The sequence below is a fragment of the Streptomyces sp. NRRL B-3229 genome, from assembly GCF_000719505.1.
GTDB lineage: Bacteria > Actinomycetota > Actinomycetes > Streptomycetales > Streptomycetaceae > Streptomyces > Streptomyces griseorubiginosus.
Window position 1 is genome coordinate 281,253 of sequence record NZ_JOGP01000007.1, and the last position, 24,386, is coordinate 305,638.

Genomic DNA, 24,386 nt, shown 5'->3' on the forward strand with positions numbered 1-24,386 from the left:
TGGCTAGGTGCTCATGAAGTACACGCAGCTCGGACGCACCGGACTCAAGGTCAGCCGACTCGTCCTCGGCACCATGAACTTCGGCCCGCAGACCGATGAGGCCGACTCCCACGCGATCATGGACTCGGCACTCGACGCGGGCATCAACTACTTCGACACCGCCAACGTGTACGGCTGGGGCGAGAACAAGGGCCGTACCGAGGAGATCATCGGCAGCTGGTTCGCGAAGAGCGCCGCTCACCGCGACAAGACCGTCCTCGCCACCAAGGTCTACGGCAACATGGCCGCGGACGGCGAGGCCTGGCCCAACCACGACAAGCTCTCCGCGGTCAACATCCGCCGGGCCGTCGACGCCTCGCTCAAGCGCCTCCAGACCGACTACATCGACATCTACCAGTTCCACCACGTCGACCGCGCCACCCCCTTCGAGGAGATCTGGCAGGCGATCGACACCCTGATCCAGCAGGGCAAGATCCTGTACGCCGGGTCGTCCAACTTCCCCGGCTACAAGATCGCCCAGGCCAACGAGATCGCCGCCCGGCGCGGCGGCACCATCGGCCTGGTCAGCGAGCAGTGCCTGTACAACCTGGCCGAGCGGCGCGCCGAGATGGAGGTCATCCCGGCCGCACAGGAGTACGGCCTCGGGGTGATCCCCTGGTCACCGCTGCACGGCGGGCTCCTCGGCGGGGTCATCAAGAAGGAGGCCCAGGGCGGCCGCCGCGCCTCCGGCCGAGCCGCCGACACCCTCAAGGACCCGGCCAAGCGCGCCCAGATCCAGTCCTACGAGGACCTGCTGGAGAAGCACGGCCTGGAGCCCGGCGAAGCGGCCCTGGCCTGGCTGCTGACCCGCCCCGGCGTCACCGGCCCGATCGTCGGCCCGCGCACCGCGGAACAGCTGGTCTCGGCGATCAGGGCGGTGGACCTGGAGCTGAACGAGGAGGTCCTGGCGGGCCTGGACGAGGTCTTCCCGGGCCCGGGCCCGTCGCCCGAGGCGTTCGCCTGGTAACTCCGCGAGGGCAGCGCCCCAAAGGGGCGCGGGGAACTGCGCGACCAGCCACGACGGCGCGGCAGCCGAAGAACTGGCCGCAGTTCCCCGCACTCCCCTACCTACCGAGCGCCGCAGCCAACACCACAACGACGAACATCATCACCAGCACACCGGCCATGATCCGGTTCCGCGTCTTCGGGTCCACACATCGAGACTAACCGCCCCCGCCCAGCGCCCACCGACCGACCACCTCGTACCGGGGCTGCTCCCCCGGCACACCCGAGTCCGGCAGGTTGCTCCGCACCAACGCGACGTCCTCCACCGTCCAGGCACGACTGGTGAATCCGTCGAGCACCTCCAGACACGGCCGTACCTCCACGGCCTCCCGACTCCGCGCCACCGTCAGATGCGCCCTGTACCGCCGATGCTCCCCCATCTCCACCCCGGCCCTGCGCCCCGCCGCCTCCGCCCGCTCGGCGAGCAACCGCAACTCCGCGAGATCGCCGGAGGCCCCCGCCCACAGAACCCGCCCGTGCCCGAACTGCCCACCCCCGCGCACGGCCAGCGAAAAGGAGGACGTCCGCCGAGCCGCCCGCTCCAGCCGCTCCGACAGGTCCGCCACGACGAAGTCGTCGACCTCGCCGTAGAAAGCGAGGGTGAAGTGCCACCCCGGCGCCAAGGTCCAGCGCAGCGAGGACGCTCCGGGCAGCCTCCTCAACTCGGCCACCCGCAGCGCGAGTTCGTCGGCGACATCCTGCGGGGGCAGCACCGCGGCGAAGAGTCTCATGGAGGTCAGCCTGTCACCGTGCGGAGAGGGAGATCACCATCTCACAGAGCCCGAGGACGGTGGAATCCGTCGCCCGGTCCGTCGAGGCCGACGGCTTCGCCCCGGCGGAGACGTGCTCCGCCGGGGCGAACGGGGACTGGCCGGGCCAAATGCCGGCCAGGCGCGTCCTGCCGTGGACCTCAGGCCGCCACCGCAGGACTCACGCCGCCGCGGCCAGCTGTTCCTGCACCTCGCGCGGGACGAACCGCACCTGCGGGTGGCCGCGGTTCCAGCCCACCGACAGGCGCAGGTTGCCGACCCTGGCCAGGACCAGGCCGACCGTCACCGCGGCCAGCGCGGCGATGGCGCCGCCCGCCGCGAGTCCGGCGCGGACGCCGTAGGCGTCGGTGATCCAGCCGGCGATCGGCGCGCCCACCGGCGCCCCGCCCATGAAGATCATCATGTACAGGGCCATCACGCGGCCCCGCATGGCCGGGTCGGTGCTCATCTGGACGCTGCTGTTGGCGGTGACGTTGACCGTCATGCCGAACATCCCGATCGGCGCCATGAGCAGGGCGAACAGCCACAGCGAGGGGGCGATCGCGGCCACCATCTCCAGCGCGCCGAAGGCCACCGCACCCACGACGAGCACGCGCAGCCGGGCGGTGCCGCGCCGGGCCGCGAGCAGGGCGCCCGCGAGGGAGCCGACGGCCATCAGGGTGTTGAAGAGGCTGTAGGAGCCGGCACCGGCGTGGAAGACGTCGTCGGCGAAGGCGGAGAGGTAGACGGGGAAGTTGAAGCCGAAGGTGGAGACGAACCCGACCAGGACGATGGTCCAGATCAGCTCGGGGCGTCCGGCCACGTACCGCAGACCCTCCCGCAGCTGTCCCTTGCCGCGCGGGGCGCGATCGACGACGTAGAGCTCACGCGAGCGCATCAGCACCAGGCCGACGAGCGGGGCGATGAAGGACAGGCCGTTGAAGAGGAACGCCCAGCCGGTGCCGACGCCGGTGATCATCACGCCCGCGACCGCGGGGCCGACGAGACGGGCCGACTGGAAGTTCGCGGAGTTCAGGCTGACCGCGTTCTGGAGCTGGTCGGGGCCGACCATCTCGGAGACGAAGGACTGGCGGGCCGGGTTGTCGACCACGGTCGCGAGGCCCACGGCGAAGGCGGCGAGGTAGACGTGCCAGACGTGGACCTGCCCGGTCAGGGTGAGGACGGCGAGCGCGATACCGGTGGCGCCCATCGCGGACTGCGTGAACAGCAGCGCGCGCCGCTTGGGCAGCCGGTCGACGAGGACACCGCCGTAGAGGCCGAAGAGCAGCATCGGCAGGAACTGAAGGGCGGTGGTGACGCCGACGGCGGTGGCGGAGCCGGTGAGGCTGAGCACCAGCCAGTCCTGGGCGATGCGCTGCATCCAGGTGCCGATGTTGGAGACGACCTGGCCGAGGAAGAACAGGCGGTAGTTCCTGACCTTCAGTGAGCTGAACATGGATGACTTGCGGGACACAGAGGTAGAAGGGATCGGTGCGGGGGCGGAAGGTGTTCCGGGTCCCGTACTCAAAGTGCGTTCGCCTCCTCTTCGCGGCTTACAGGTGTGCGAGTTTCTCCAGCACGGGGGCGGCTTCACGCAGTTTCGCCCACTCGTCCTCGTCGAGGCCGTCGACCAGGGTGGCCAGGAAGGCGTTCCGCTTGGCGCGGGACTCCGCGAGCATGGCCTCGGCCTGCTCGGTCTTGGTGACGACCTTCTGGCGCCGGTCCTCGGGGTGCGGCTCCAGCCGGACGAGTCCCTTGGCCTCCAGGAGTGCCACGATGCGGGTCATCGACGGCGGCTGGACGTGCTCCTTGCGGGCGAGTTCGCCCGGGGTGGCCTTGCCGCAGATCGTGAGGGTGCCCAGGACCGACATCTCGGTGGGGCTCAGCGACTCGTCGACTCTCTGGTGCTTGAGCCGACGGGACAGTCGCATCACGGCGGAGCGAAGGGCGTTCACGGCGGCAGCGTCGTCGCCATGGATGAGGTCCGACATCTCTTTAGCGTAACTCATTACTCTCGCTAAACAAGCTGGGGTGCGCCAGGATTCCCGTGACTCCGGCCACGGAAACCCGATCTTCACCCGTACGAGTGAGTCGACAGCGGAAAGTGAACGCCACTCCCCGTCGGCGGCGACCCTCGTGTTCATGGGGACCAGCGTGCTCAGCCTGCGGATAGACGGGGAGCTGCTCGAGCGGCTCCGGGACCATGCGGCCAAAAGGGGAATGAGCGTCCAGGACTATGTGATCCGGACGCTCATTCGAGACGACTTCGACGAGCGGTTCCAGACCGCCGTCGACGAGACGGAGAAGTTCTACGGGGTGACGTGAGCAGGGCTCACGCGGGCGGGGCTCACGCTGGCGGGGCTCACGTCAGGCCGAGCGCCGGCATCAGGTAGTAGAAGGCGAAGACGGCGGAGACGACGTACATCGCGACCGGGACCTCCTTGGCCCGTCCCGCCGCCAGGCGCAGCACCACGAAGGTGATGAAGCCCATGCCGATGCCGTTGGTGATCGAGTAGGTGAACGGCATCATCACCATCGTCACGAAGGCCGGGATCGCGAGGGTGTAGTCGGCCCAGTCGATGTCGCGGACCGAGTTGGCCAGGATCATGAAGCCCACCGCGAGCAGTGCGGGGGTCGCGGCCTGGGACGGGACCATGGTGGCGACCGGGGTCAGGAAGAGGGCCACGGCGAAGAGACCGCCGGTGACCACGTTCGCGAAGCCCGTGCGGGCGCCCTCGCCGACACCGGCCGTGGACTCCACGAAGGCCGTGGTGGCCGAGGAGGAGCTGGCACCGCCGGCCGCGACCGCGAGGCCGTCCACGAAGAGGACCTTGTTGATGCCGGGCATCTGGCCCTGGGCGTCGGTGAGCTTGGCCTCGTCGGAGACGCCCATGATCGTGCCCATCGCGTCGAAGAAGCACGACAGCAGGACCGTGAAGACGAAGAGGATGCCGGTCAGCACGCCCACGTGGGAGAAGCCGCCGAAGAGGCTGACCTTGCCGATCAGGCCGAAGTCGGGGGTGGCGACCGGGTTGCCGGGCCACTTCGGGGTCGTGAGTCCCCAGGACGGGACCGTGGCGACGGCCTCGATGATCACCGCGAGGACCGTCATCGTGACGATCGAGATCAGGATGGCGCCCGGGACCTTGCGGACGATCAGCGCGAGGGTGAGCAGGGCGCCCAGGATGAAGACCAGGACCGGCCAGCCGTTGAGGTGGCCGTCGGCGCCCAGCTGGAGCGGGACGGTGGTCTGGGCGGCGTCCGGGATGCGGGAGACGAAGCCGGAGTCCACCAGCCCGATCAGCATGATGAACAGGCCGATACCGATGGAGATCGCCTTGCGCAGCCCGAACGGCACCGCGTTCATCACCCGCTCACGCAGACCGGTGGCGACCAGCAGCATCACGATGAAGCCCGCGAGGACCACCATGCCCATCGCGTCCGGCCAGGACATGCGGGGCGCGAGCTGGAGGGCGACGACCGAGTTCACACCGAGGCCGGCGGCCAGGGCGATCGGGACGTTGCCGACCACGCCCATGAGGAGCGTGGTGAAGGCGGCGGTCACGGCGGTCGCGGTCACCAGCTGGCCGTTGTCCAGGTGGTGGCCGTACATGTCCTTGGCGCTGCCGAGGATGATCGGGTTCAGCACGATGATGTAGGCCATCGCGAAGAAGGTGGCGAACCCGCCCCGGATCTCACGAGGCAGGCTGCTGCCTCTCTCGGAGATCTTGAAGTAGCGGTCGAGGGCGGTCGTCATTGGATGTTCCTACGAGCAGATGTGGACAGGCGCAAACCGTTTCAGTATGAACGTATAACTTGGGCGACGGCCATCTCCGCGCGTAGATGTGATCGCCTCGTAAGCTGTCCCCATGGCCAAATGGACACCCACGCACGAGGCACCGGAGCCCCTGGAAGGCCCCGTGGTCGCCACGATCACCGGCGGCACCATCCTGTGGTTCGTCCTCTTCCTCGTGCAGCTGCCCTTCTACGGCTGGTTCGCGGACCACGACCGCACCTGGTGGCTGTGGACCTGCCTCGCCGGGGGCGTGCTGGGGATCTACGGCACCTGGTACGTGCGCAAGCGGGACGCGGCGATCAAGAGGGCGGCCGCCGCCGACCCTGCTGCCGAGTGAGGAACGTCCCCTAGTACCAGGGCATCACCCGCCCGGCCCGCCCTCCTCCCCAGGTCGTAACTTCGGGGCACTCACCGGGTGAAGCCACAGAACCGCACGTACCGTCGAATGCATGACGCACATCGACGCGGGCGCCGAACTCGACTCCACGACGGCCTCGTCCCCGGCGGTGACCGGGCTGACCGCGGCCGAGGTGGCCGAACGGGTGGGGCGCGGTCAGGTCAACGACGTGCCGGTGCGCAGCAGCCGGTCCCTCGCGGAGATCGTCCGGGCGAACGTCTTCACCCGCTTCAACGCGATCATCGGTGTGCTCTGGCTGATCATGCTGTTCGTCGCGCCCTTCCAGGACAGCCTGTTCGGGTACGTCATCCTCGCCAACACGGGTATCGGCATCGTCCAGGAGTGGCGGGCCAAGAAGACCCTCGACTCGCTCGCGGTGATCGGGGAGGCCCGCCCGACGGTACGACGGGACGGGACCACGACCGAGATCAGCACCTCCGACATCGTCCTGGACGACCTCATCGAGATCGGGCCCGGCGACAAGGCCGTGGTCGACGGCAGGGTCGTCGAGGCCGACGGCCTGGAGATCGACGAGTCGCTGCTCACCGGCGAGGCCGACCCGGTGGTCAAGCGGCCCGGCGACCAGGTGATGTCCGGGAGCTTCGTGGTCGCGGGCGGGGGCGTCTTCCAGGCGACCCGGGTGGGCCGCGAGGCCTACGCCGCCCAGCTCGCCGAGGAGGCCTCCCGGTTCACGCTGGTCCACTCCGAGCTGCGCACGGGCATCTCCACGATCCTCAAGTACGTGACGTGGATGATGGTCCCGACCGCGATCGGCCTGGTCATCAGCCAGCTGTTCGTGAAGGACAACGACCTCAAGGACTCCATCGCGCGCACGGTCGGCGGGATCGTGCCCATGGTCCCGGAGGGGCTGGTGCTGCTGACCTCCGTGGCCTTCGCGATCGGCGTGATCCGACTCGGCCGGAAACAGGTCCTGGTCCAGGAACTCCCGGCCATCGAGGGCCTCGCCCGCGTCGACACGGTCTGCCTCGACAAGACCGGCACCCTCACCGAGGGCGGCATGGACGTCACCGAGGTGAGGCCGCTCCAGGGTGCCGACGCGTCCTACGTACGCAAGGTGCTGGGCGCCCTGGGCGAGGCGGACCCGCGGCCCAACGCCTCCCTCCAGGCCATCATCGACGCCTTTCCGGACGTCGAGGAGTGGCGCTGCACCGAGTCGCTGCCCTTCTCCTCCGCCCGCAAGTACAGCGGGGCCTCCTTCAGCGAGGGCGACGGCGAGTCCAGTACGTGGCTGCTGGGGGCGCCGGACGTGCTGCTCGCCGACGACGACCCCGCCCTGCGCGAGACCGGGCAGCTCAACGAGCAGGGCCTCAGGGTGCTGCTGCTGGCCCGCGCCGGCCGTGACCTCGACGATCCCGAGCCGGCCCGGGGAGCGCGCCCCACCGCCCTGGTCGTCCTGGAACAGCGGCTGCGGCCCGACGCGGCCGACACCCTGCGGTACTTCGCCGAACAGGACGTCCACGCCAAGGTCATCTCCGGGGACAACGCGGTGTCGGTCGGGGCGGTCGCGGCCAAGCTGGGCCTCGACGGCAGCACCGTGGACGCGCGCCGGCTGCCCGCCGAGCGGGACGGGATGGCGAAGGCGCTCGACGAGGGCACGGTGTTCGGGCGGGTCACCCCGCAGCAGAAGCGGGACATGGTGGGGGCGCTCCAGTCCCGCGGGCACACGGTCGCGATGACCGGGGACGGCGTCAACGACGTGCTCGCGCTCAAGGACGCCGACATCGGGGTGTCCATGGGCTCCGGCTCCGAGGCCACCCGGGCGGTCGCCCAGATCGTGCTGCTGGACAACAGCTTCGCGACCCTGCCGTCGGTGGTCGCCGAGGGACGGCGGGTCATCGGCAACATCACCCGGGTCGCCACGCTGTTCCTGGTGAAGACCGTGTACTCGGTGCTGCTCGCCGTCCTCGTGGTGTGCTGGCAGGTCGAATACCCCTTCCTGCCCCGGCACCTGACCCTGCTGTCCACGCTGACGATCGGTGTCCCGGCGTTCTTCCTCGCCCTCGCGCCCAACAAGGAGCGCGCGAAACCGCACTTCGTACGGCGCGTGATGCGGTACTCGGTCCCGGGCGGCGTGGTGGCGGCGATCGCCACCTTCGTCACGTATCTGATCGCCCGTCACCACTACACGGGCGCGGACGCCTTGGACGCGGAGACCAGCGCGGCGACCCTGACGCTGTTCCTGATCTCGATGTGGATCCTCGCGATCATCGCCCGCCCCTACACCTGGTGGCGGATCGCCCTGGTCGCGGCGATGGGCCTCGGCTTCGTACTCGTCCTCGCCGTGCCCTCGCTCCAGCACTTCTTCGCGCTGAAGCTGGTCGGGGTGACGATGCCGTGGATCGCGGTGGGGATCGCGGTGGTGGCGGCGGCCGTCCTGGAGGTGCTGTGGAAGGTGATCGACCGCCGCGGGTCCGCTTAGCGCCGGGCTTCAGCCGTCACGGGTTCGCTCGTATATCGCGTGCGGCACCGTCGTGGCTTGTCGCGCCCGCGCGGCGGAGCCGCTCATCGACTCCGCCCCGCGCCCCTTAAGGGCGCGGTTCTACCGGACGTCGATGTAGTCGGCCGCCGAGTTCACCGGGGACGTCGTCGTCGTGCCGGCGAAGACGTACCGGAAGTAGCCGTCGGCGGTGGCCTTGGTCGTGGTCTTCAGGGCGCCCGTGGAGCTGGACTTGATGGTCTTCAGGGTGCTCCAGGTGGTCGCGCCCTTCTTCTTGAACTGGAGCTTCACCGGCTGGGTGGAGTAGCCGGCGTACTTGTTGGTGTCCCAGTTGGCGCGGGAGAGCTTGCCCGTGACTGTGATGGTCCTGCCCTTCTTCACCGGCTCCGGGGAGGCGTCGGTGGTGAGGGTGGCCTTGCGCTGGAGGTGGGTGGTGCCGAGGCCGCCCTGCCAGGTGGTCGCGGCGTCGGCGTCGCCGGCGAGAGCGCCCAGCTTCCAGGTGCCCGCCTCGCTGCTGAACAGATCGAGGTCCTGGTCGGAGGACTTCGGACGGAACTGGATCTTCGCCGAGCACTTGAGCACAGTCGAGGAGGACGTCGTGCACGTACCCACGTCGTCGCCGGCGAGCAGGTCGTCGGAGTGCGGCCCGAGGGTGTCGCCACGGTAGAGGACCGGCAGGGTGGCGAAGGAGTTCGGGTCCAGGCTCGCGGGCTTGGTCACGGTGTAGGTCGCGGAGACGGTGACCTGGGCCGTGGGGCCGACCACGATGTTCTTGCCGCTGTTGACCTTCAGCTGGGAGAAGGTCACGGCGGGCCCGGCGGCCGGGGTGGCGGCCTGCGCGGCCGGGACGGCGAGGGCGGAGAGGGCCACGGCGCCGGAGGCGGCGAGGACGAGGGCGCGTATGCGCATGTGCGTTCCCCATGAGGAGAGAAGGATCTCGGAGTCTGATGACTCACTCCGTAGATCCATGACTCATGGGGCGGGTTGTACACGTGGGGCGTGATTTTTTTCGCACATGCGCAACGCTTTACCTCGGCTCGACCTACTTGACGTCGATGAAGTCACCCGCGGCGTTGACCGCCGGGGTGGTGGAGGTGCCCGCGAAGCTCCAGCGGTAGAACCCGTCGACCGTGGCCTTGACCGTGGTCTTCAGGTCGCCCTTGCTGTTGGTCTTGACGGTCTTCACGGTGGTGTAGGTGTCGGAGTCCTTTTTGCGGAACTGGAGCTTCACCGGCTGGGTCGAGTACCCGGTGTACTTCCTGGTCTCCCAGTTGGCGCGCGTCAGCTTGCCGGTGACGGTGATGGTCTTGCCCTTCTTCACCGGCTCCGGGGAGGCGTCGGCGGTGAGCTTCGACGCACGCTGGAGCCGGTGGGTCCCGTAGAAGTCGTTCCAGTACTCGCTTCCGACCTCGTCGGCGGCGATCGCCGCGGCCGTCACATGCCAGGTGCCGGCGAGCGAGTTCATGAAGAGCTCGCGGCCGGCGTCGATCGTGACGGTGAGCTTGCAGTCCGAGGTCGTGGCGTTGACCGGCGTGCAGGTGGCGTTCTGCTCGTTCGGAGGGAACACGCCGTCCACGTGCGTGCGGTCCCTGCCGTGCCAGAGGTCGATGTACGCGTCCTCAATACCGGCGGAGTGGCTGGCCGTCAGCGACACCGTGAAGGTCTGCACGCCCGTCGTACCGGCCACGATGCTCTTGCCGCCGTTGACCGTCACCTTGGAGACGACGGGCAGCTCCTCGTCGTCGGCGGCGCTCATCGCGGCTCTGGAGACACCGAACCGCTCCGCGGCCGTGGGTTTGTGCACGCCCCCGCCGTCGGCCTGGGCGACCGGGACGGCGAGGGCGGAGAGGACGAGACCGCCGGAAACGGCGGCCACGGTCGTGCGGATGCGCATGGCTTCCCCCAGGGGCTGGTCGTGGAGCCTGGTGGCTCGTGGGGTCAGATGCGCGTCCGGGGTGAAGCGTTGCAGAAGACAGGGCTGATTTTTGCGAGTCCTTGGTCAGACCTTCGGCCACATGCTCCGGCTCGCGGCGAGCGCCCCCTTGCCGTCGCCCACGTACAGGCGCAGATCACCCGCGGTCGTCACGGCGGCGAGATCGCTCTTGCCGTCTCCGTCGAAGTCGCCGCCGAGCAGGACCCGCATGCTGCCCCAGGTCTTGTCGGGCCACATCGAACGGGCCTTGTCGAAGGTGCCGTCGGCCTTGCCCGTGTAGAGGTGCAGTGCCCCGTCCGCGGCGACCGCGGCGATGTCGTCCCGCCCGTCACCGGTGAAGTCGGACGTGGCAATGAGCTTCTTCTTCCACGTCTTGTCCGGCCACATCGACTTCTTCTGGTTGACGAGGTCGCCGTTCGCGTCCCGCTTGTACGTGTACAAGGAGCCGTCGGGCCACTGGAACAGCAAGGTGTCACGTCCTGCGGTACCGGTCTTCAGGGCGGCGACCGGAAGGGCGTCTTTCCATGTGGCGTCGGTCCAGAGCGGGGAAACAGCCCAGGTCAAGAGCTGGACTTGCCCCCAAAGGAGGCGCCGCTTCGCCAGGGAAAGGCTTCCGTCCTTGCCGACGGCGACGACTTCCATGCCTTTGGAGTCGGCCAGGAAGTCCCCCGCGACGAGTTGCTTCTGCGTGGACCGGCCCAGGGCGCCCATGACGTTGCCGAACTGGAGCGTCCCGTCCTCGCGGCCCCGGAAGAGCTGCGCGGTGCCGTTGTCGAGGAGCGCCGCGATGTCCGTGCGCCCGTCACCGTCGAAGTCGGCAGCGGCGAGGGCGTTGGTGATGTGCTTCTGGCGGCTCGTCAGCCTGACCTGCTGGACCCAGTCCGCGATGTCGTCGACCCGGGTGGCCACGGCACCGGTACGGGTCTCCGACGAGTTGAGGCAGCCACCGTCCCACGAGGCGCTGACCACGCCGACGACATCACCCGAGCTGTTGAGCACGGGACCGCCGGCATCGCCCTTGCACAGGGCCGCGCCGGCGGCGGCCGGCGAGATCGCGAGGGTCGTCGGGTTCACCAGGTCCACGCCGAAGGAACTGGTGTGGGCGTGGTCGGGGGTCCACTCCATCTGGGTCCGGCCGTAACCGACTGCCCTGAGCTGGTCGCCCTGGACCGGTGTGGCATCGCTGACCTGAGCGGACGGGGTGTCCGGGAAGGGGCCGCCCATGGCGTCGTCGGCGGTGACCGGATTGAAGCGGGCGAGGACGAGGTCGCGGCCCGGATAGGGGACGATCTCCTGGACCTTCTGATTGCGCTGCGCGGTGGCCGTCGGTTTGTTGCCGTCGGCCGTCACTACGGCCGGCAGAGGCGGCACACCCCTGGTGAGCGCGGTCGACTGCTGCGGGTCGGCGGCGAAGCAACTGGCGGCGGTCAGGACCCACTGCGGGTCGACGAGGGTGCCGGAGCAGGCTCGTTCGCTGTCGGTGCCGCCGGCTACATGGACCTTGACTGTGTACTGGTCGGCGTTGTCGGCGACCTGGTCGCCGATGGCGGACTGGGCCGGCGCCGCGGCAAGAAGACCGGTCGTCAGACCGGCGGCCGCGAGTCCAGTGGCCCACACCATGCGCGTTCTGCGCGGACGGACGTCTTTCACGTTTCCTCGAATCCCGGAGTCTTGCGGTCAGCTGGGCGCGTACAGGGCGGATGCGGGCAGGTCAGCCCGTGACCCTGAGCTCGACGAGCACGGAGGGCGCGCCTCCGGCCGCCTCACCGACGGATTCGAAGCCTCCCTGGGGCACGGCGACCGTGGTGGTCCTGCCGCCTGCGGTCAGGTCGGCGCTGATCGGGTGGTCGGCGGCCTCCACGGCGAAGACCTGGGGAAGTTCCAGGGTGAGGCGGCCGCTCTTCCCGATCGCCCGGAAGCAGTAGGTGCCGGCCCGGCCCACGGAGTCGTCCTTGCGGGTCAGCACTCGAATCTGCTGGGCGGCCGGGGAACACTCGGCGAGCAGAATGCGTCCGTCACCCTTCTTCAGCTTGATTCCCTGTTCGGCAAGGATTCGGTCGGCTCCTGGATAACCGTAGTCCTCGACAGCTGCGGGCGGCTTTTCAGTCGATGGAGACTGCGGCGGGTCATCGGCGGAAGCCACGGAAATTCCGGCAAGCGTGGCGCACGCCATCGCGATTCCGGAAAGAGCGAGATTTCGGGCACGAAAAGGCACCGAGAATTCCCTTCGAAAAATAAGCATGACTGGGCCGCAGCCACCCACGGCTGCCAGATATGCCCTGATAAGCCGGTCGCGCACAGGCGCACCGGGTCCCCGTTCTACCCCCTGAAGATGCAAGCCCGGGTGCCACCTCAGCTGGTCAGGCCGAGCATTCCCGAAGCAAAGTCGAGGCACAGCATATGCATAGCAACGGTCAACGTCAATACACTTACAATAAATCCGCATTGCCCGATATGCCCGACCCTGGAATTCTCCGCTACCGCTCGGTAGGAAGGCAGCTATGCTTACCCGTCGACCATTCGGCGACTCGCATTTCGGGGGTCGTCGCCGATTACAGACGGGTACCCAGTGAATCGAAGAACTGACCAGTTCGATGCCACCGGAATATCAAAACGCCTCCTCCGCGGAACCGCGCTGGGTGTGCTGCCCATGGCACTCGCTGCGGGCCTGCTCGGCGCTGTCCCTGCGGTGGCCGCCTCGGATTCCCCCGCTGCCGACGGCGGTCCGGCGAGTGGCGCGTACACGGACCGCGGCCGGGTGCTGGAGCTGTGGAAGTCAGGCGGACCCGGCTTGCGGGCCGCGGCGGAGGCCGCCCTGACAGGTGCCGACGACGACGTGCGGCACTTCCTGAACGACGTCGCGACCGAGACGGCGTACCAGGACGACCGGGTGCAGACAGCGCAGATCGCGGGCCTCGGCGGACGCGGCCTCCAGGAGGCGGCCCGTAAGGCGCTGAGCGGCAGTCAGGGGGACCTGAACACCTTCCTCAAGGACGGCTGGAAGGCACCTCTGGAGCAGGACCAGCGCGTCCGTATCGCCCAGATCGTCGACGCGGGCGGGCCCGGCGTGCAGACGGCGGGCCGCGCCGCGCTGGCCGGCACGCCCGAGGACATGGCCGACTTCCTGAACGACGGCCAGTACACGCAGCGCGAGGAGGACGAGCGCGTCCAGCTCGTCCAGATCGTGAGCACGGGCGGAGCCAACGTCCGGGCAGCGGGCCGGGTGGCACTGGAGGGGACGGCAGCCGACATCCGTGAGTTCCTCCAGGTCGGCCAGTTCGTGGCCCGGTCCAGAGACCAGGAACGCGCCACGATCGCCCAGCTTGCCGCACAGGCCAAGGAAGCCGGACGGCAGGCACGCGCGGAGACCGAGGCGGCCAAGGACGCCTCCGCGCGAGCCGTCGCGGCATCGGCGCTCGCGAAGGAGGCCGCGCAGAAGGCCGCGGCCGAGACGGAGGCCGCCCGCAAGGACTCGGTGCGGGCCGCGTCCGCCGCCACCCGCGCGGCCACCGCCGCCAACCAGGCGGCCCGGGCGGCTCAGCAGGCCATCGACGCGGCGCGGGCCGCCAACAACTCGGCGCGTACGGCGGCCAGTGCCGCCACGCAGGCCGCGGCCGCCGCGTCCGGCGCCGCCCAGGCCGCCAGCCGGGCACGCGGAGCCGCCGCCGACGCGGCGGCCGACCACAGCAAGGCGAGCGCCGCCCGCAAGGCGGCCGACGAGGCCAACGCGGCGGCCAAGGGCGCGAGGCTCGCTGCCGACGCGGCCAATCAGGCCGGTATCGCCGCGACCGCGGCCGGGGACGCGGCACGGGCCGCCACGAGCGCCGGTAGCAATGCCAACGCCGCCGCCGATGCCGCGTCCGACGCCAGTCGGTTCGCGGATCAGGCCGGCACGAGTTCCGCGGAGGCCAGTGCCGCGGCTGCTGCCGCCCGCGCACAGGCGGCGGAGGCCACACGCGCCGCGAACGCCGCCGAGAGCCTGGCCCGCAAGGCGGCCACGGCTGCGAACGAGGCACGTGACGCGGCCAACTCGGCCGCCACGCACGCGGAGAACGCCGCCAAGGCGGCCAACGATGCAGCCGACCACGCCGTGGAGGCGGGAAAGGCGGCCGCCGAGGCGACGGCCCACGCCAAGGCCGCCAAGGAAGCCGCGGATGCGTCGAGTTCGGCCGTGGCCCGGGCCAAGTCGGTGTTCACCCTGGCCCGTCAGATCGAGGCGGAGGAACTGACCGCCCGTACGAACGAGGCCGTGGCGCTGGCCCGGCAGCTCAAAGCGCAGGAAGAGCGGCAGCAGGCGGCGCAGGACCGCGTGGCGCAGGCTTCCGCGGACCTCGAGGCGGATGCCCGGCGCCTGAGCACGGCCGCCTCCGCTCCGGACGCGGACCAGCAGAAGCTGGCCGTCGAAGGCCGCGAGGTCGCCCTGCGCACGCTGAAGACCCGTGGCCCCTGGAGCCGTACGGCGGCCGGGCAGGCGCTCTCCGGTGACACCGCCGACGTGGTGTCGTACCTGCGCTCCGGCCGGGTCGAGGCGGTACGGGACGACGAACGGTCGCGGGTGGAGACACTGGCCCTGGAGTCTCCGGCGGCCGCCGTCCGCAACGGGGCCGAGCAGGCGCTGAGCGGCGGTACCGCCGAGGTCAGCTCCTTCGTGGAGACCGGTCAGTACGAGGCGATGGCCGACGACCTGCGCGTCTACGTCTCGAAGGTGATCTCCGGCGGTGGCCCCAGCGTCCAGAGCGCCGGGCGCTCGGCGTTGAGTTCCGGCTCCGTGAACAAGTACCGCGCCTTCGTCGTCGACGGTCAGTACACGGCACGCACCGAGGACGAGCGGGTGCGGGCAGCGCAGCTCATCGACAGCGGCGGCCCCGAGGTCAGGTCCGCCGCCCGGATCGCGCTGGAGGGCCCCGCCCCGCTGCTGCACTCCTTCATCCAGCGGGGTCAGTACCAGGCGCTGCGCAAGGATCAGCTGGCCGCCGGCCATGTGGCCCTGCTCCAGCAGATGATCTCCGAAGCCGCCTCGGTGGCCGCCACCGCGCAGAAGAACGCGGCGGACGCAGGCAAGGTCGCCGCGACGGCCCGCAAGGCCGCCGCCGAGGCCACCGAGTACGCCAAGCAGGCCGACGCCTCGGCGAAGGCCGCCAAGGGCTACGCCGACGACGCCCTCAAGTCCGCCAAGGAGGCGGAGACGTCCGCGGCGAACGCCGCGGCCTCGGCCCGTACCGCGCGTGCCGCGGAGGCCGACGCCCACGCGGCGGCGGCGCGGGCCATCTCCTCGGCCGCCGAGGCGCAGCTCTCCGCGAACTGGGCCCAGGGCTCCGCCGACGAGGCGTGGAGCGCGGCCCGTGAGGCGCGGGCGTCGGCGACGGCCGCGGGCAAGGACTCCGCGGCGGCCGGCAAGGCCATGCTGGAGGCCTTCCAGACCGCGGTCTCCAAGCAGCTGGCGGAAGAGGCCGAGTACCGCAAGACCGAGGAGGCCTGGCGCAACGCTCCGGACCCGGAGGGCCCGCAGGAGCAGGACGACGGCTGGATCCCGGACTGGCTCGAGGACAAGGCGGACACCGTCCTCGTCTACGGCGAGGCGATCCTCACCAACCCGGACGTCTGGGGCGGGCTCGCCGAGACGGGCACCGGAGTCCTGATGATGGGCGTCGGCGCGTCCGGCGACTTCGCAGGCGGTGCCCTCTGCATCACCGGCATCGGCTGCCTCGCCGGCGCACCGGCGATCGCCGCGAGCACGACCCTGGCCGTCGGGGGCGGGTTCACCAGCGCCGACGGTATCGGCCGCTTCAACGACGGCCTGGGCCAGGCGCTGCGCGAGGCGCAGAGCAAGAGCAGCGCCGTGCAGAAGGTGCAGACCGGTCCGGTTCCGGCACCGAAGGGAGGCCTGCCGGGATTCCCCAAGGCCACGCCGGCCAAGGGCAAGACGCCCGTCCAGGGCGGCGGCGGTATCCGCAAGCGCTGGAAGGACCCCAAGTCGGGAGAGATCTACGAGTGGGACTCCCAGCACGGCGCGGTCGAGAAGTACAACAAGCGCGGCAAGCACCTCGGGGAGTTCGACCCCAATACTGGGGCGCAGACCAAGCCCGCGAATCCCACCCGGAAGGTGACGCCGTGACGGTGTACTACCTGGTCACCCGCTATCCCAAGGACGGCGACCAACTGCTCTCCTCGACCGACACCAGCGCCGTCGGCGCACAGGCCTGGGGAGAGCTCCTGGGCATGGCGCCCGAGCTGCTGACCGACGTGTACCCGCTGACGCAGGAGCACGCCGAGCGGGTGCAGGAGCTGACCGGTATCGCGCTCGACCTGGAGAAGTACGAGTACTTCCTCGAGACCGAGGCGGACTGACAGAACAGACAGGGGCCGTCCGTCAGGGCGGCCCCTGTCGCTCAGTCGAACCAGCGGTCCCGCGCCAGTTCCTCCGTGCGGGTCGGGTCCTCCAGGAGGGCTGCCACCTCGAAGCGGCGGGGCCACTGGCGGGAGGCCCAGGCGAGGCCCGCTGCCACGCCCTCCAGGGTGGCAGCGTGCAGGACGCCGTCGTTGGTGAGGCGCCAGTCGATCTCCACTCCGTCCACGACGAGTTCCTCGTGCTCGACGTAGGTGGAGGGGGTCCGGGCGCCGAGCAGGACCCGTACCGGCTCCGGCACTTCGTGTTCCGTGCCGTGCGAGTCCACCGAACCGGTCACCGACTCGCTCAGGCGGCGGACCTGGAAGAGTTCGGCCAGCTCGGCCGCCCGGGATGGGCGGACCGGCAGCAACGGGACGCCCTGCGTGAAGGGGAGCAGGTCGGGCGAGTCGACGACCACCGCGTCCGCCGCGTCCACGACCTCCACCCGGCCGTCGGTGACGGCCCGCAGCTCGTCGGGGAGGGTGACCTGGTCGGGGTCCAGGTCGGCCAACGCGCCGTAGAGCGCGTGCAGTTGGGATCCGGTGACCGGCCGGGACGGGTCGGCGAGGCGGTCGAGGAGTTCCGCCGCGCCTCCCGGCTCCTCCAGCAGCGCGGCCACCGACGTCCGCACGCCCAGCGCCCGCAGCACCTGCTCGTCGTCGAAGCCGGTCGCGTCGGCCTCGTCGTACAGGCCGCGCAGGAGCGGGTCCCCGCCGGCCGCGAGGAGGCCCGCCGGGCGGCGGCCGTCGAGCACCGGGTTCCCGCGCAGCCACCAGGCGGTGTACGGCCGTACGACCTCGTGCGTGCCGTCCGGCAGCAGGATGCGGACCTGCTGGGTGAGCGCGTCCCTCAGCGGGGGCTGCGCCAGCAGGGCCAGAGCCTCGGGCCACTTGTCCTCGTCGACGAGGTCGAGATCGCGTACGGCGATCAGCTCGGTGGCGACCGGCGGTACCGGGGTGTCCGGGAACCGGTCGAGGATGTCCTCGCACCACACGTCCACGGCGTCCAGCAGCCCCGCGTCGTCCGGTTCGGCGAAGTCGCCCTCGCGGGGCTCCAGTTCGTCGGGGTCGAGGACCACGTCGGTGGCGCGGACCAGGGCGAAGTCGGCGAGCACCCCGCAGGCGGCCAGGGGCTGTTCGCCCCACTTCTGCGCCAGCTCGGCGTCCACGAAGGCGAGTTCGTCCTCGCGGATGACCTGGGCGAACGCGCTGCCGGGGAGGACGAGTTCACCGGCGGGGGCAAGCTCCCCCTCGTCGTCGGGCAGCGCGAGCGCACCGAGCCACGGCTCGTCGCCGGGCTCCAGGCCCGCGTCCCGGACCAGGGCCAGGACGGTGTCGGCCAGTTCCTCGGCCTCCGGGGTGTCCTCCTCCCAGCTCACCCCGCCGTCGTCGTCGAGGGACGCGGCCACCGCGGCCCGCACCTGGGGAGTGGTGAGCACCGCGCGCGGGGTGGCGGGCAGTGCGCCCAGCTTCTCCAGGAGCGGGTGGGCGGCGCTGGGGTGGGCGACCTTGAGGCCGAGCCGGGCGAGGATCTCGGCGTCGATCAGGGGCCCGTCGGAGGTGGGCAGCAGCACCTGCCGGGGCCCGATGGTCGTACGGCCGTCGGCAAGCGGTACCGGAAGGCCGGTGAGCCGGTCGGGGTCGACGCCCGCGAGGGAGTCGTAGAGCCGCTGCCACCACCCCGGCTCCTTCTCCAGGCCCGCGAGCCGGTCGATCGCGTCGGTCAGCGGGACCCGGGCGACGCCCAGCGTGCGCAGCTCCACGCGCCGTTCGAGACCGGCGGGCAGCAGGGTGGGCAGCACCTCGGCGAGGACCCGCACGGTGTCGGCGCCGGCGCCCTCGACGACCTCGGCCTCGCGCGGCCGCAGGGTCTCCGGGAGGTCGTCGGTGGGTTCGAGCGCGGGCGGCAGGAAGGAGACCCTCGGCAGCCGCTCCAGGATCGCCTGCCGCAGGGCGCCGTCCAGTTCGCCCTTGCCGAGCGGTCCGGGCACCAGGCCGATGACGGCCTCGCCCACCGGCCGCCAGCCGGCGAGGAGTTCGGCGTAGGTGTCGGCCGCGCGCTGCACGAGGAAGTCGGTGAGGGGGCCGGGCGCCGCGTGCCGGCGGGTGGTGTCGAGCGGGAACGACGCGATGAGCAGCGCGGGCACGCCGAGCGGCTCGTCGCTGGGGGTCGGGGCGTGCACGACCGGGCTGGTGCGCGGGTGCGCGGGGCTGCCGTCGGCGTCTGCGGGCACGGCCCAGGTCAGCGACCAGTGCGGGCGCAACCGCTCCTCGACGGGCCGGTCGGCGAGCAGGTCGGGGGTGAGCGGGCCGTGCGCGGACGCCGTGCGCCACCGGGTCGTACCGTCGCGCGAGTCCTCCACGACGGTGAGGACACCGTCGGTGCGGCGGCTGATCGTGCGGGTCGTGTCCGTCTCGATCACTACCTCCTCCAGACCCGGCAGGGCGAGGAGGAGGGCGTCGTCGACGGCGTGCAGGAGGCGCTCGGCGAGGTCCGCGGCGGCGGTGTCGCGCAGCGGGAGGATGACGACGGTGTCGTAGAGGTCGGGAGCGGTGCCCTCGGCGGCGAACGGCAGCCGTAGCAGCGGGACATGGCCGTCGCGGCGGCGGATCTCGTCGCCGAGGCCGGGGCTGTGGCGGGCGGTCTCGGCGGCGTACTCGCGGGCCTCGGCCAGCGACCAGCGGACCCCGCCGTGCCGGCCGACGACGGCAGGCTCGTCGGTGACGGCCAGCACGGCGGCGAACCCGACGCCGAAGCGGCCGACGGCGCCGACCGCCCCGGCCGTGGTGTCCGCCGCGTCCGGTCCGTTCCGCGGCTCGCGCTTGGCGGAGGCGCGGAGGGTGGAGAGGGACTCGACGCCGGCCGCGTCCAGCGGGGCGCCTGTGTTGGCGGCGAAGAGCACGCCCTCGCGGAGGGTGAGCCGGAGCCGTCCGGGCACCCCGGCCCGGGCCGCCGCGTCGGCGGCGTTCTGCGCGAGCTCGACGACCAGCCGGTCCCGGTACCCGCCGAGGACGAGGTCCTCCTCGGCGTTGGCGTCCTCCCGGAACCGGGCGGGACTGGTGGCCCAGGCGTCCAGCACACCTCGCCTGAGCCGAGCGGTCCCGAACGGGTCGGCACCCTCGGCGGCGGGCCGCACGAACTTGCTCACGTTGACTCTCCTCATCGGCGTGACGTCGAAGGTACCGCGAGGAGACAGGACGATGACTCCGCCCCGGTGGCCCTCACAACTCGTCCGCACGGGAACCGGATCCCTGCGAGCGGCGAAGTACCGGTGAAAGCCCGAGCTTCAGCGCTACAGCGACGAAAGGAGCCCCGATGACCGTGGAACCGGGCGTCAGCGTGGGGCAGGACAGCGACGCCTCGGTGATCGAACGGTCGTGGGACGAGCCCGAGGCGTTCGCCGTGCTCTTCGACCGCCATGCCGACTCGGTGCACCGCTACGCGGCCCGCCGGCTCGGCGGGGAGGCCGCCGAGGACGTGATGGCGGAGACCTTCACCACCGCGTTCCAGCAGCGCTTCCGGTACCGCACGGAGTCGGCGGACGCCCGCCCCTGGCTGTTCGGCATCGCGACCAACCTCATCGGCCGGCACCGGCGTGCCGAGGCCCGGCGCCTGAAGGCACTGGGCCGGCTGCCCGCCCCCGCGGCCGGCGGACCGGCCGACGAGACGGTCGCCGACCAGGTGGCCGCGCGGGTCAGCGCGCAGGCAGTGCGCGGCGAACTCGCCGGTGCGCTCGCCCGGTTGCCCGCCCGGCACCGGGACGTACTGCTGCTGGTCGCCTGGGCCGACCTCGGCTACGAGGAGGCCGCGGCCGCCCTCGGAGTGCCGGTGGGGACGGTCCGGTCACGACTGCACAGGGCTCGCAGAAAAGTCCGTGAGGCATTGGGCGGATCCGATCCGACCGCTCTTCGAGAGGAATCCGACCATGAATGAGATCGAACTCCTACGGGAGTGGGACGCGGACGCGCCCCCTCTCACGGACGCCGCCCGCGTCCGCGCCCGCTTCCGTCTCCAGCAGGTGATGCAGGCGCCCGCCGCCCCCGTCGCCGTGTCGGGCGTCGGCCGCCGTCCGCTGCTGCGGATCGCCGTGGCGGGCGTCGCCGCGGCGGCCGTCACCGCGACCGTGGTGGTCACCCAGGACACGGGGACCGAACCCCGCACCCGCACGGTCAGCGCGACGACCGTGCTAAGGGGTGCGGCCGCCGAGGCCCTGCGCACCGAGAAGCCCGTCGCCCCGCGCGACGACCAGTTCATCTACACGAAGGAGGTCATCGAACGCAGGCCGGTCGGGGGCGGACCCGTGAAGAGGTGGGTCGACGAGAGCTGGAGCTCGGTCGACGGGTCCAAGAGGTCGTACGTCAGCGAACTGGGCACCAAGCAGTGGGTGCCGCCGGACCAGAAGGGTGCGTACTCCTGGCCACCGCAGGAGTGGTCGAAGCTGGAGAGGCTGCCCCTCGACCCGGCCAGGCTGACGATCGTCCTGCGTGAGGCGGGCACGAAGCCCGACTTCAGCCGGAAGACCCGGGCGGACGAGTGGCCGAAGATCCAGATCTTCCTCTCCGGACTGCTCCGCCACTCCGTCCTGCCCAAGGGCCTGCGCTCAACGGCGTTCGAAGCGCTCGCCGCCGTCCCCGGCGTGCAGGTGCTGCCGGGCCGGACCGAGTTCAACGGACACACCGCCATCGGCGTCCGGTACGTCGGCCCGTCCGGCGGCCCGTGGGCGGACGGCAGGCGGGTGCTGCTCTTCGACGCGAAGACGTACCAGTACCTGGGGCAGCGTGAGCGGACCACGGTCAAGTTCACGAAGCGCGAGGTCGAGCAGTCTCAGTACCTCGTCGCGAGCGGTGTGGTGGACCGGGTCTTCCAGCGCCCGTGAGGCCCTACGAGTGGCCCAGTTCCGCCGACGCCTCGTCCGCGGTCTCCGGCACCGAGCCGGAGTCCCGGGCGGGGCGCAGCGGGAAGGGGTCCACTCGTGTCTCGTCGATCACCGGGGCCGCCGGCTGGGGCGGCTTCGGCATCACCGCGGCCTCAGAGTGCCCCCCGCAGCCGTACGACAGGGAGACCACCCGGCCGTCCGCCGGGGCGAACTCGTTGGCGCACAGACCGAAGGCCTGGCCCAGCGAGCCGCCCAGCGGGACCAGGAAACCGCAGCTGACGCAGGGCGCCGGGGCCGCCTGGGCCATGGGGGTCTGCGCGCCGAAGGAGTCCTCCCAGCGGTCGGCGGCGACATGGAGGCCGTAGCGGGACAGGACCCGGGCCCGGCGCATGCCGAGTTCCTCCGCGACCGCGGCGATCGAACCGCGGGAGGGCGTCATCGGCAGGTTCGCCGGCGAGCCTCCCGTGAGGTCGGCGTCCTCCGCCTCGACCAGTTCGGCCATCTCCTCCGAGACCGGCGCGCTCGGCAGGGGCTCGTCCTCGCCGGTGTAGCCGGGCTCCAGACGCAGGTCCTCGGCGTCGGTGGGCAGCAGGTCGCCGGGGCCCATGTCGCCGGGGCGCAGGCGTTCGCTCCAGGGCACCCACTCGGGGGCCAGGAGCGCGTCCGGGCCGGGCAGCAGGACGACCTCGTCCAGGGTGACGATCTTCGCTCGGGAGGCCCGCGCGACCGTGACGGCCCAGCGCCAGCCGCGGTAGCCGAGTTCCTTGGACTCGAAGAAGTGCGTCACGACACGGTCGCCCTCGGAGACCAGGCCCGCGTGCTCGCCCACCACTCCGGGCGCGGCCGCCTCCTCGGCGGCGGCCCGGGCGAGGTCGACGGCCTCGGCGCACAGGCGGTCGGGGGTGCGGCTTCGCGTTGTCGCTGCGCTCACAGGTATCGCTTCTCTCCTACGCCGTCACTCGGGTGCGCCGGCCTGAAGGCGGTGGGTGCGGACGGAGCGGACCGAAGGGCCGCGTCGACGTCCGCGCCCGAACGCGCTCGGGCGCACCTGCTCGCATCCATTCTGCGGGATGTCAGAGAGGCGCGCGGCCGAGAACATTCGCCACGGCGCGCTACGCACGCTACCTGTTCGCCGCCGCTCGGCCTACACCGACGTGAGGGTTCGTTCCTCCTGGCCCCTCCGGGAAGGGTCCCGGAGGGGTCCGAGAGGGTTCCCGGAGGCGCTTGATATGCGTTCATACGCGCGGTAACCGCACTACTCACAGCTTTCTCGGGGCACTATGACGGGGTGGCAGCCACGAGGACACCCCAGGGAGCCACCGGGATCGGTGGCGGGACGGGCCGGATGACCGGGTCCGTCCGTGCCGTCGGCCGTGCCCTGCACTTCCCGTTCACCGGTACGGCCCGCGGGATCCGCAAGGCGACCCACGCGCACGGCGCGGGCGAGTCCGGCCTCGGCAAGCTGATCGAACTGCACGCCGTCAACGGCGCGGGGGACGTGATGATCACCGTCGCGCTCGCCTCGACGGTGTTCTTCTCCGTGCCGACCGACGAGGCCCGCGGGCGCGTCGCGCTCTACCTCGCCATCACCATGGCCCCCTTCACGGTCCTCGCCCCGGTGATCGGCCCGCTCCTGGACCGCCTGCCGCACGGCCGCCGCGCGGCCATGGCGGGCGCCATGCTCGCCCGCGCCCTGCTCGCGCTGATCATCTCCGGGGCGGTCGCCACCGGCAGCCTGGAGCTGTATCCGGCGGCCCTCGGCGTACTGGTGGCCTCGAAGGCGTACGGCGTCGTCAGAAGCGCGGTCGTGCCCCGTCTGCTCCCGCCCCGCTTCTCCCTCGTCAAGGCCAACTCCCGCGTCACCCTCGGCGGCCTGCTCGCGACCGGCGTCGCGGCGCCCGTAGGCGCGGGGCTCCAGGCCATCGGACCGCGCTGGCCGCTCTACGGCGCCTTCGTGATCTTCGTGGCCGGCACGTTCCTGTCGTTCTCGCTGCCCCCGAAGGTCGACTCCGCCAAGGGCGAGGACGTGGCGCTGCTCGCCGCCGACGAGGGGCATCTGCACGGCCCGCACCTCAAGCCGGTGAAGCGGCCCGGGCTGCGCACGGTCGGCACCGCCGTCACCCACGCCCTCGGCGCGAACGCCGCCCTGCGCTGGCTCTCCGGCTTCCTCACCTTCTTCCTCGCGTTCCTGCTCCGCGAGCATCCGCTGACCGGCGAGAGCGCGGCGGTCTCCCTGGGCCTGGTGGCGGTGTCGGCGGGCGCGGGCAACGCGCTCGGTACGGCGGTCGGGGCCTGGCTGAAGTCGAAGGCGCCGGAGATCATCATCGTGACGGTGGTGGCCGTCGTGCTGGGCGCGGCGATCACCGCGGCGATCTTCTTCGGCGCGTTCCTCGTGGCGTGTCTCGCGGCCGTCGCAGGCTTCTCGCAGGCCCTGTCCAAGCTGTCCCTGGACGCGCTGATCCAGCGGGACGTGCCCGAACTGGTCCGCACCTCCGCGTTCGCCCGCTCCGAGACCCTGCTCCAGGTGTCGTGGGTGTTCGGCGGCGCGGTCGGCATCGTGATGCCCCTGAACGGCTATCTCGGTCTCTCGGTGGCCGCGGCCGTCGTCGCGGCGGGCTGGCTGGCCACCGCGAAGGGCCTGATCGCCTCGGCCCGGCAGGGCAGCGCGCCCCGGGCGCGAGTGGCGTAACGAACAGGGCTCGCCGCACCCCGGATAAAGGGACCGCCGTACCCGCCCGATAGCCT

19 protein-coding genes are annotated in these 24,386 nt (G+C 71.2%); 9 read left to right on the top strand and 10 right to left on the bottom strand.

What is annotated here, in order from left to right; translation table 11 throughout:
- The first annotated feature begins 13 nt into the window (after positions 1-13).
- Entirely contained in the window at positions 14-1,006 is a 993-nt protein-coding gene (locus IF54_RS0113165) for an aldo/keto reductase (RefSeq protein WP_030317884.1), read from the top strand.
- 196 nt (positions 1,007-1,202) lie between these two features.
- Here the strand turns inward: IF54_RS0113165 and thpR are convergent, their stop codons facing one another.
- From thpR to IF54_RS0113185, 3 genes are all read right to left on the bottom strand, one after another.
- Entirely contained in the window at positions 1,203-1,775 is a 573-nt protein-coding gene (thpR, locus tag IF54_RS0113175) for an RNA 2',3'-cyclic phosphodiesterase (protein ID WP_030317886.1), read from the bottom strand.
- Positions 1,776-1,974: 199 nt separating this feature from the next.
- Entirely contained in the window at positions 1,975-3,249 is a 1,275-nt protein-coding gene (locus IF54_RS0113180) for an MFS transporter (protein WP_030317888.1), read from the bottom strand.
- A 97-nt stretch (positions 3,250-3,346) separates the two neighbouring features.
- Positions 3,347-3,784: a MarR family winged helix-turn-helix transcriptional regulator gene (locus IF54_RS0113185; RefSeq protein WP_030317889.1), complete on the bottom strand. Its 438-nt coding sequence runs from the start codon at positions 3,782-3,784 to the stop codon at positions 3,347-3,349.
- 145 nt (positions 3,785-3,929) lie between these two features.
- Between IF54_RS0113185 and IF54_RS0113190 the strand changes: the two genes are divergently transcribed.
- Positions 3,930-4,118, top strand: a complete 189-nt coding sequence (locus tag IF54_RS0113190) for a hypothetical protein (protein ID WP_020140336.1) — start codon at positions 3,930-3,932, stop codon at positions 4,116-4,118.
- Positions 4,119-4,155: 37 nt separating this feature from the next.
- Here IF54_RS0113190 and IF54_RS0113195 read toward each other — a convergent pair whose 3' ends face one another.
- Positions 4,156-5,550: an NCS2 family permease gene (locus IF54_RS0113195; protein ID WP_030317891.1), complete on the bottom strand. Its 1,395-nt coding sequence runs from the start codon at positions 5,548-5,550 to the stop codon at positions 4,156-4,158.
- Between the two features lie 112 nt (positions 5,551-5,662).
- On the opposite strand from IF54_RS0113195, the gene IF54_RS0113200 reads away from it, so the two are divergent.
- Both IF54_RS0113200 and IF54_RS0113205 read left to right on the top strand, forming a co-directional pair.
- Positions 5,663-5,926 carry a DUF2530 domain-containing protein gene (locus tag IF54_RS0113200; RefSeq protein ID WP_028810082.1) on the top strand — a complete coding sequence of 88 codons (264 nt, stop codon included), beginning with the start codon at positions 5,663-5,665 and terminating at the stop codon, positions 5,924-5,926.
- 112 nt (positions 5,927-6,038) lie between these two features.
- Positions 6,039-8,426, top strand: coding sequence for an HAD-IC family P-type ATPase (locus IF54_RS0113205; protein WP_030317892.1), 2,388 nt, complete (start codon positions 6,039-6,041; stop codon positions 8,424-8,426).
- Between the two features lie 120 nt (positions 8,427-8,546).
- Here IF54_RS0113205 and IF54_RS0113210 read toward each other — a convergent pair whose 3' ends face one another.
- From IF54_RS0113210 to IF54_RS41085, 4 genes are all read right to left on the bottom strand, one after another.
- On the bottom strand, positions 8,547-9,353 hold the full coding sequence (locus IF54_RS0113210; protein WP_030317893.1) for a hypothetical protein: 807 nt from the start codon (positions 9,351-9,353) through the stop codon (positions 8,547-8,549).
- A 133-nt stretch (positions 9,354-9,486) separates the two neighbouring features.
- Positions 9,487-10,338, bottom strand: a complete 852-nt coding sequence (locus IF54_RS0113215) for a DUF5707 domain-containing protein (protein ID WP_030317894.1) — start codon at positions 10,336-10,338, stop codon at positions 9,487-9,489.
- A 105-nt stretch (positions 10,339-10,443) separates the two neighbouring features.
- Positions 10,444-12,027, bottom strand: coding sequence for a trypsin-like serine protease (locus tag IF54_RS0113220; protein WP_159002120.1), 1,584 nt, complete (start codon positions 12,025-12,027; stop codon positions 10,444-10,446).
- A gap of 61 nt (positions 12,028-12,088) precedes the next feature.
- The gene (locus IF54_RS41085) at positions 12,089-12,343 is read right to left on the bottom strand and encodes a hypothetical protein (RefSeq protein WP_234438973.1); all 255 of its coding nucleotides are present in this window, start codon (positions 12,341-12,343) and stop codon (positions 12,089-12,091) included.
- Positions 12,344-13,027: 684 nt separating this feature from the next.
- On the opposite strand from IF54_RS41085, the gene IF54_RS0113230 reads away from it, so the two are divergent.
- On the top strand, positions 13,028-16,492 hold the full coding sequence (locus IF54_RS0113230; RefSeq protein WP_037819971.1) for a colicin E3/pyocin S6 family cytotoxin: 3,465 nt from the start codon (positions 13,028-13,030) through the stop codon (positions 16,490-16,492).
- Positions 16,489-16,725: a DUF7683 domain-containing protein gene (locus tag IF54_RS0113235; RefSeq protein ID WP_020140327.1), complete on the top strand. Its 237-nt coding sequence runs from the start codon at positions 16,489-16,491 to the stop codon at positions 16,723-16,725. Before IF54_RS0113230 ends, IF54_RS0113235 begins: the two co-directional genes overlap by 4 nt.
- Positions 16,726-16,766: 41 nt before the next feature.
- Here the strand turns inward: IF54_RS0113235 and IF54_RS0113240 are convergent, their stop codons facing one another.
- A complete protein-coding gene (locus IF54_RS0113240; RefSeq protein ID WP_199821203.1) occupies positions 16,767-19,928 on the bottom strand; it encodes a sacsin N-terminal ATP-binding-like domain-containing protein in 3,162 nt (1,053 codons plus the stop codon).
- A 152-nt stretch (positions 19,929-20,080) separates the two neighbouring features.
- On the opposite strand from IF54_RS0113240, the gene IF54_RS0113245 reads away from it, so the two are divergent.
- Positions 20,081-20,698 carry an RNA polymerase sigma factor gene (locus IF54_RS0113245; RefSeq protein ID WP_030317902.1) on the top strand — a complete coding sequence of 206 codons (618 nt, stop codon included), beginning with the start codon at positions 20,081-20,083 and terminating at the stop codon, positions 20,696-20,698.
- Entirely contained in the window at positions 20,691-21,641 is a 951-nt protein-coding gene (locus IF54_RS0113250; protein WP_030317903.1) for a CU044_5270 family protein, read from the top strand. The genes IF54_RS0113245 and IF54_RS0113250 overlap by 8 nt, the downstream gene beginning before the upstream one ends.
- A gap of 4 nt (positions 21,642-21,645) precedes the next feature.
- On the opposite strand, the gene IF54_RS0113255 is transcribed toward IF54_RS0113250, so the two are convergent.
- Positions 21,646-22,572 (bottom strand): DUF3027 domain-containing protein, encoded by a 927-nt coding sequence (locus IF54_RS0113255; RefSeq protein ID WP_030317907.1) that lies wholly within the window; start codon positions 22,570-22,572, stop codon positions 21,646-21,648.
- 414 nt (positions 22,573-22,986) lie between these two features.
- On the opposite strand from IF54_RS0113255, the gene IF54_RS0113260 reads away from it, so the two are divergent.
- Entirely contained in the window at positions 22,987-24,330 is a 1,344-nt protein-coding gene (locus tag IF54_RS0113260) for an MFS transporter (protein WP_030317909.1), read from the top strand.
- Positions 24,331-24,386: the final 56 nt, after the last annotated feature.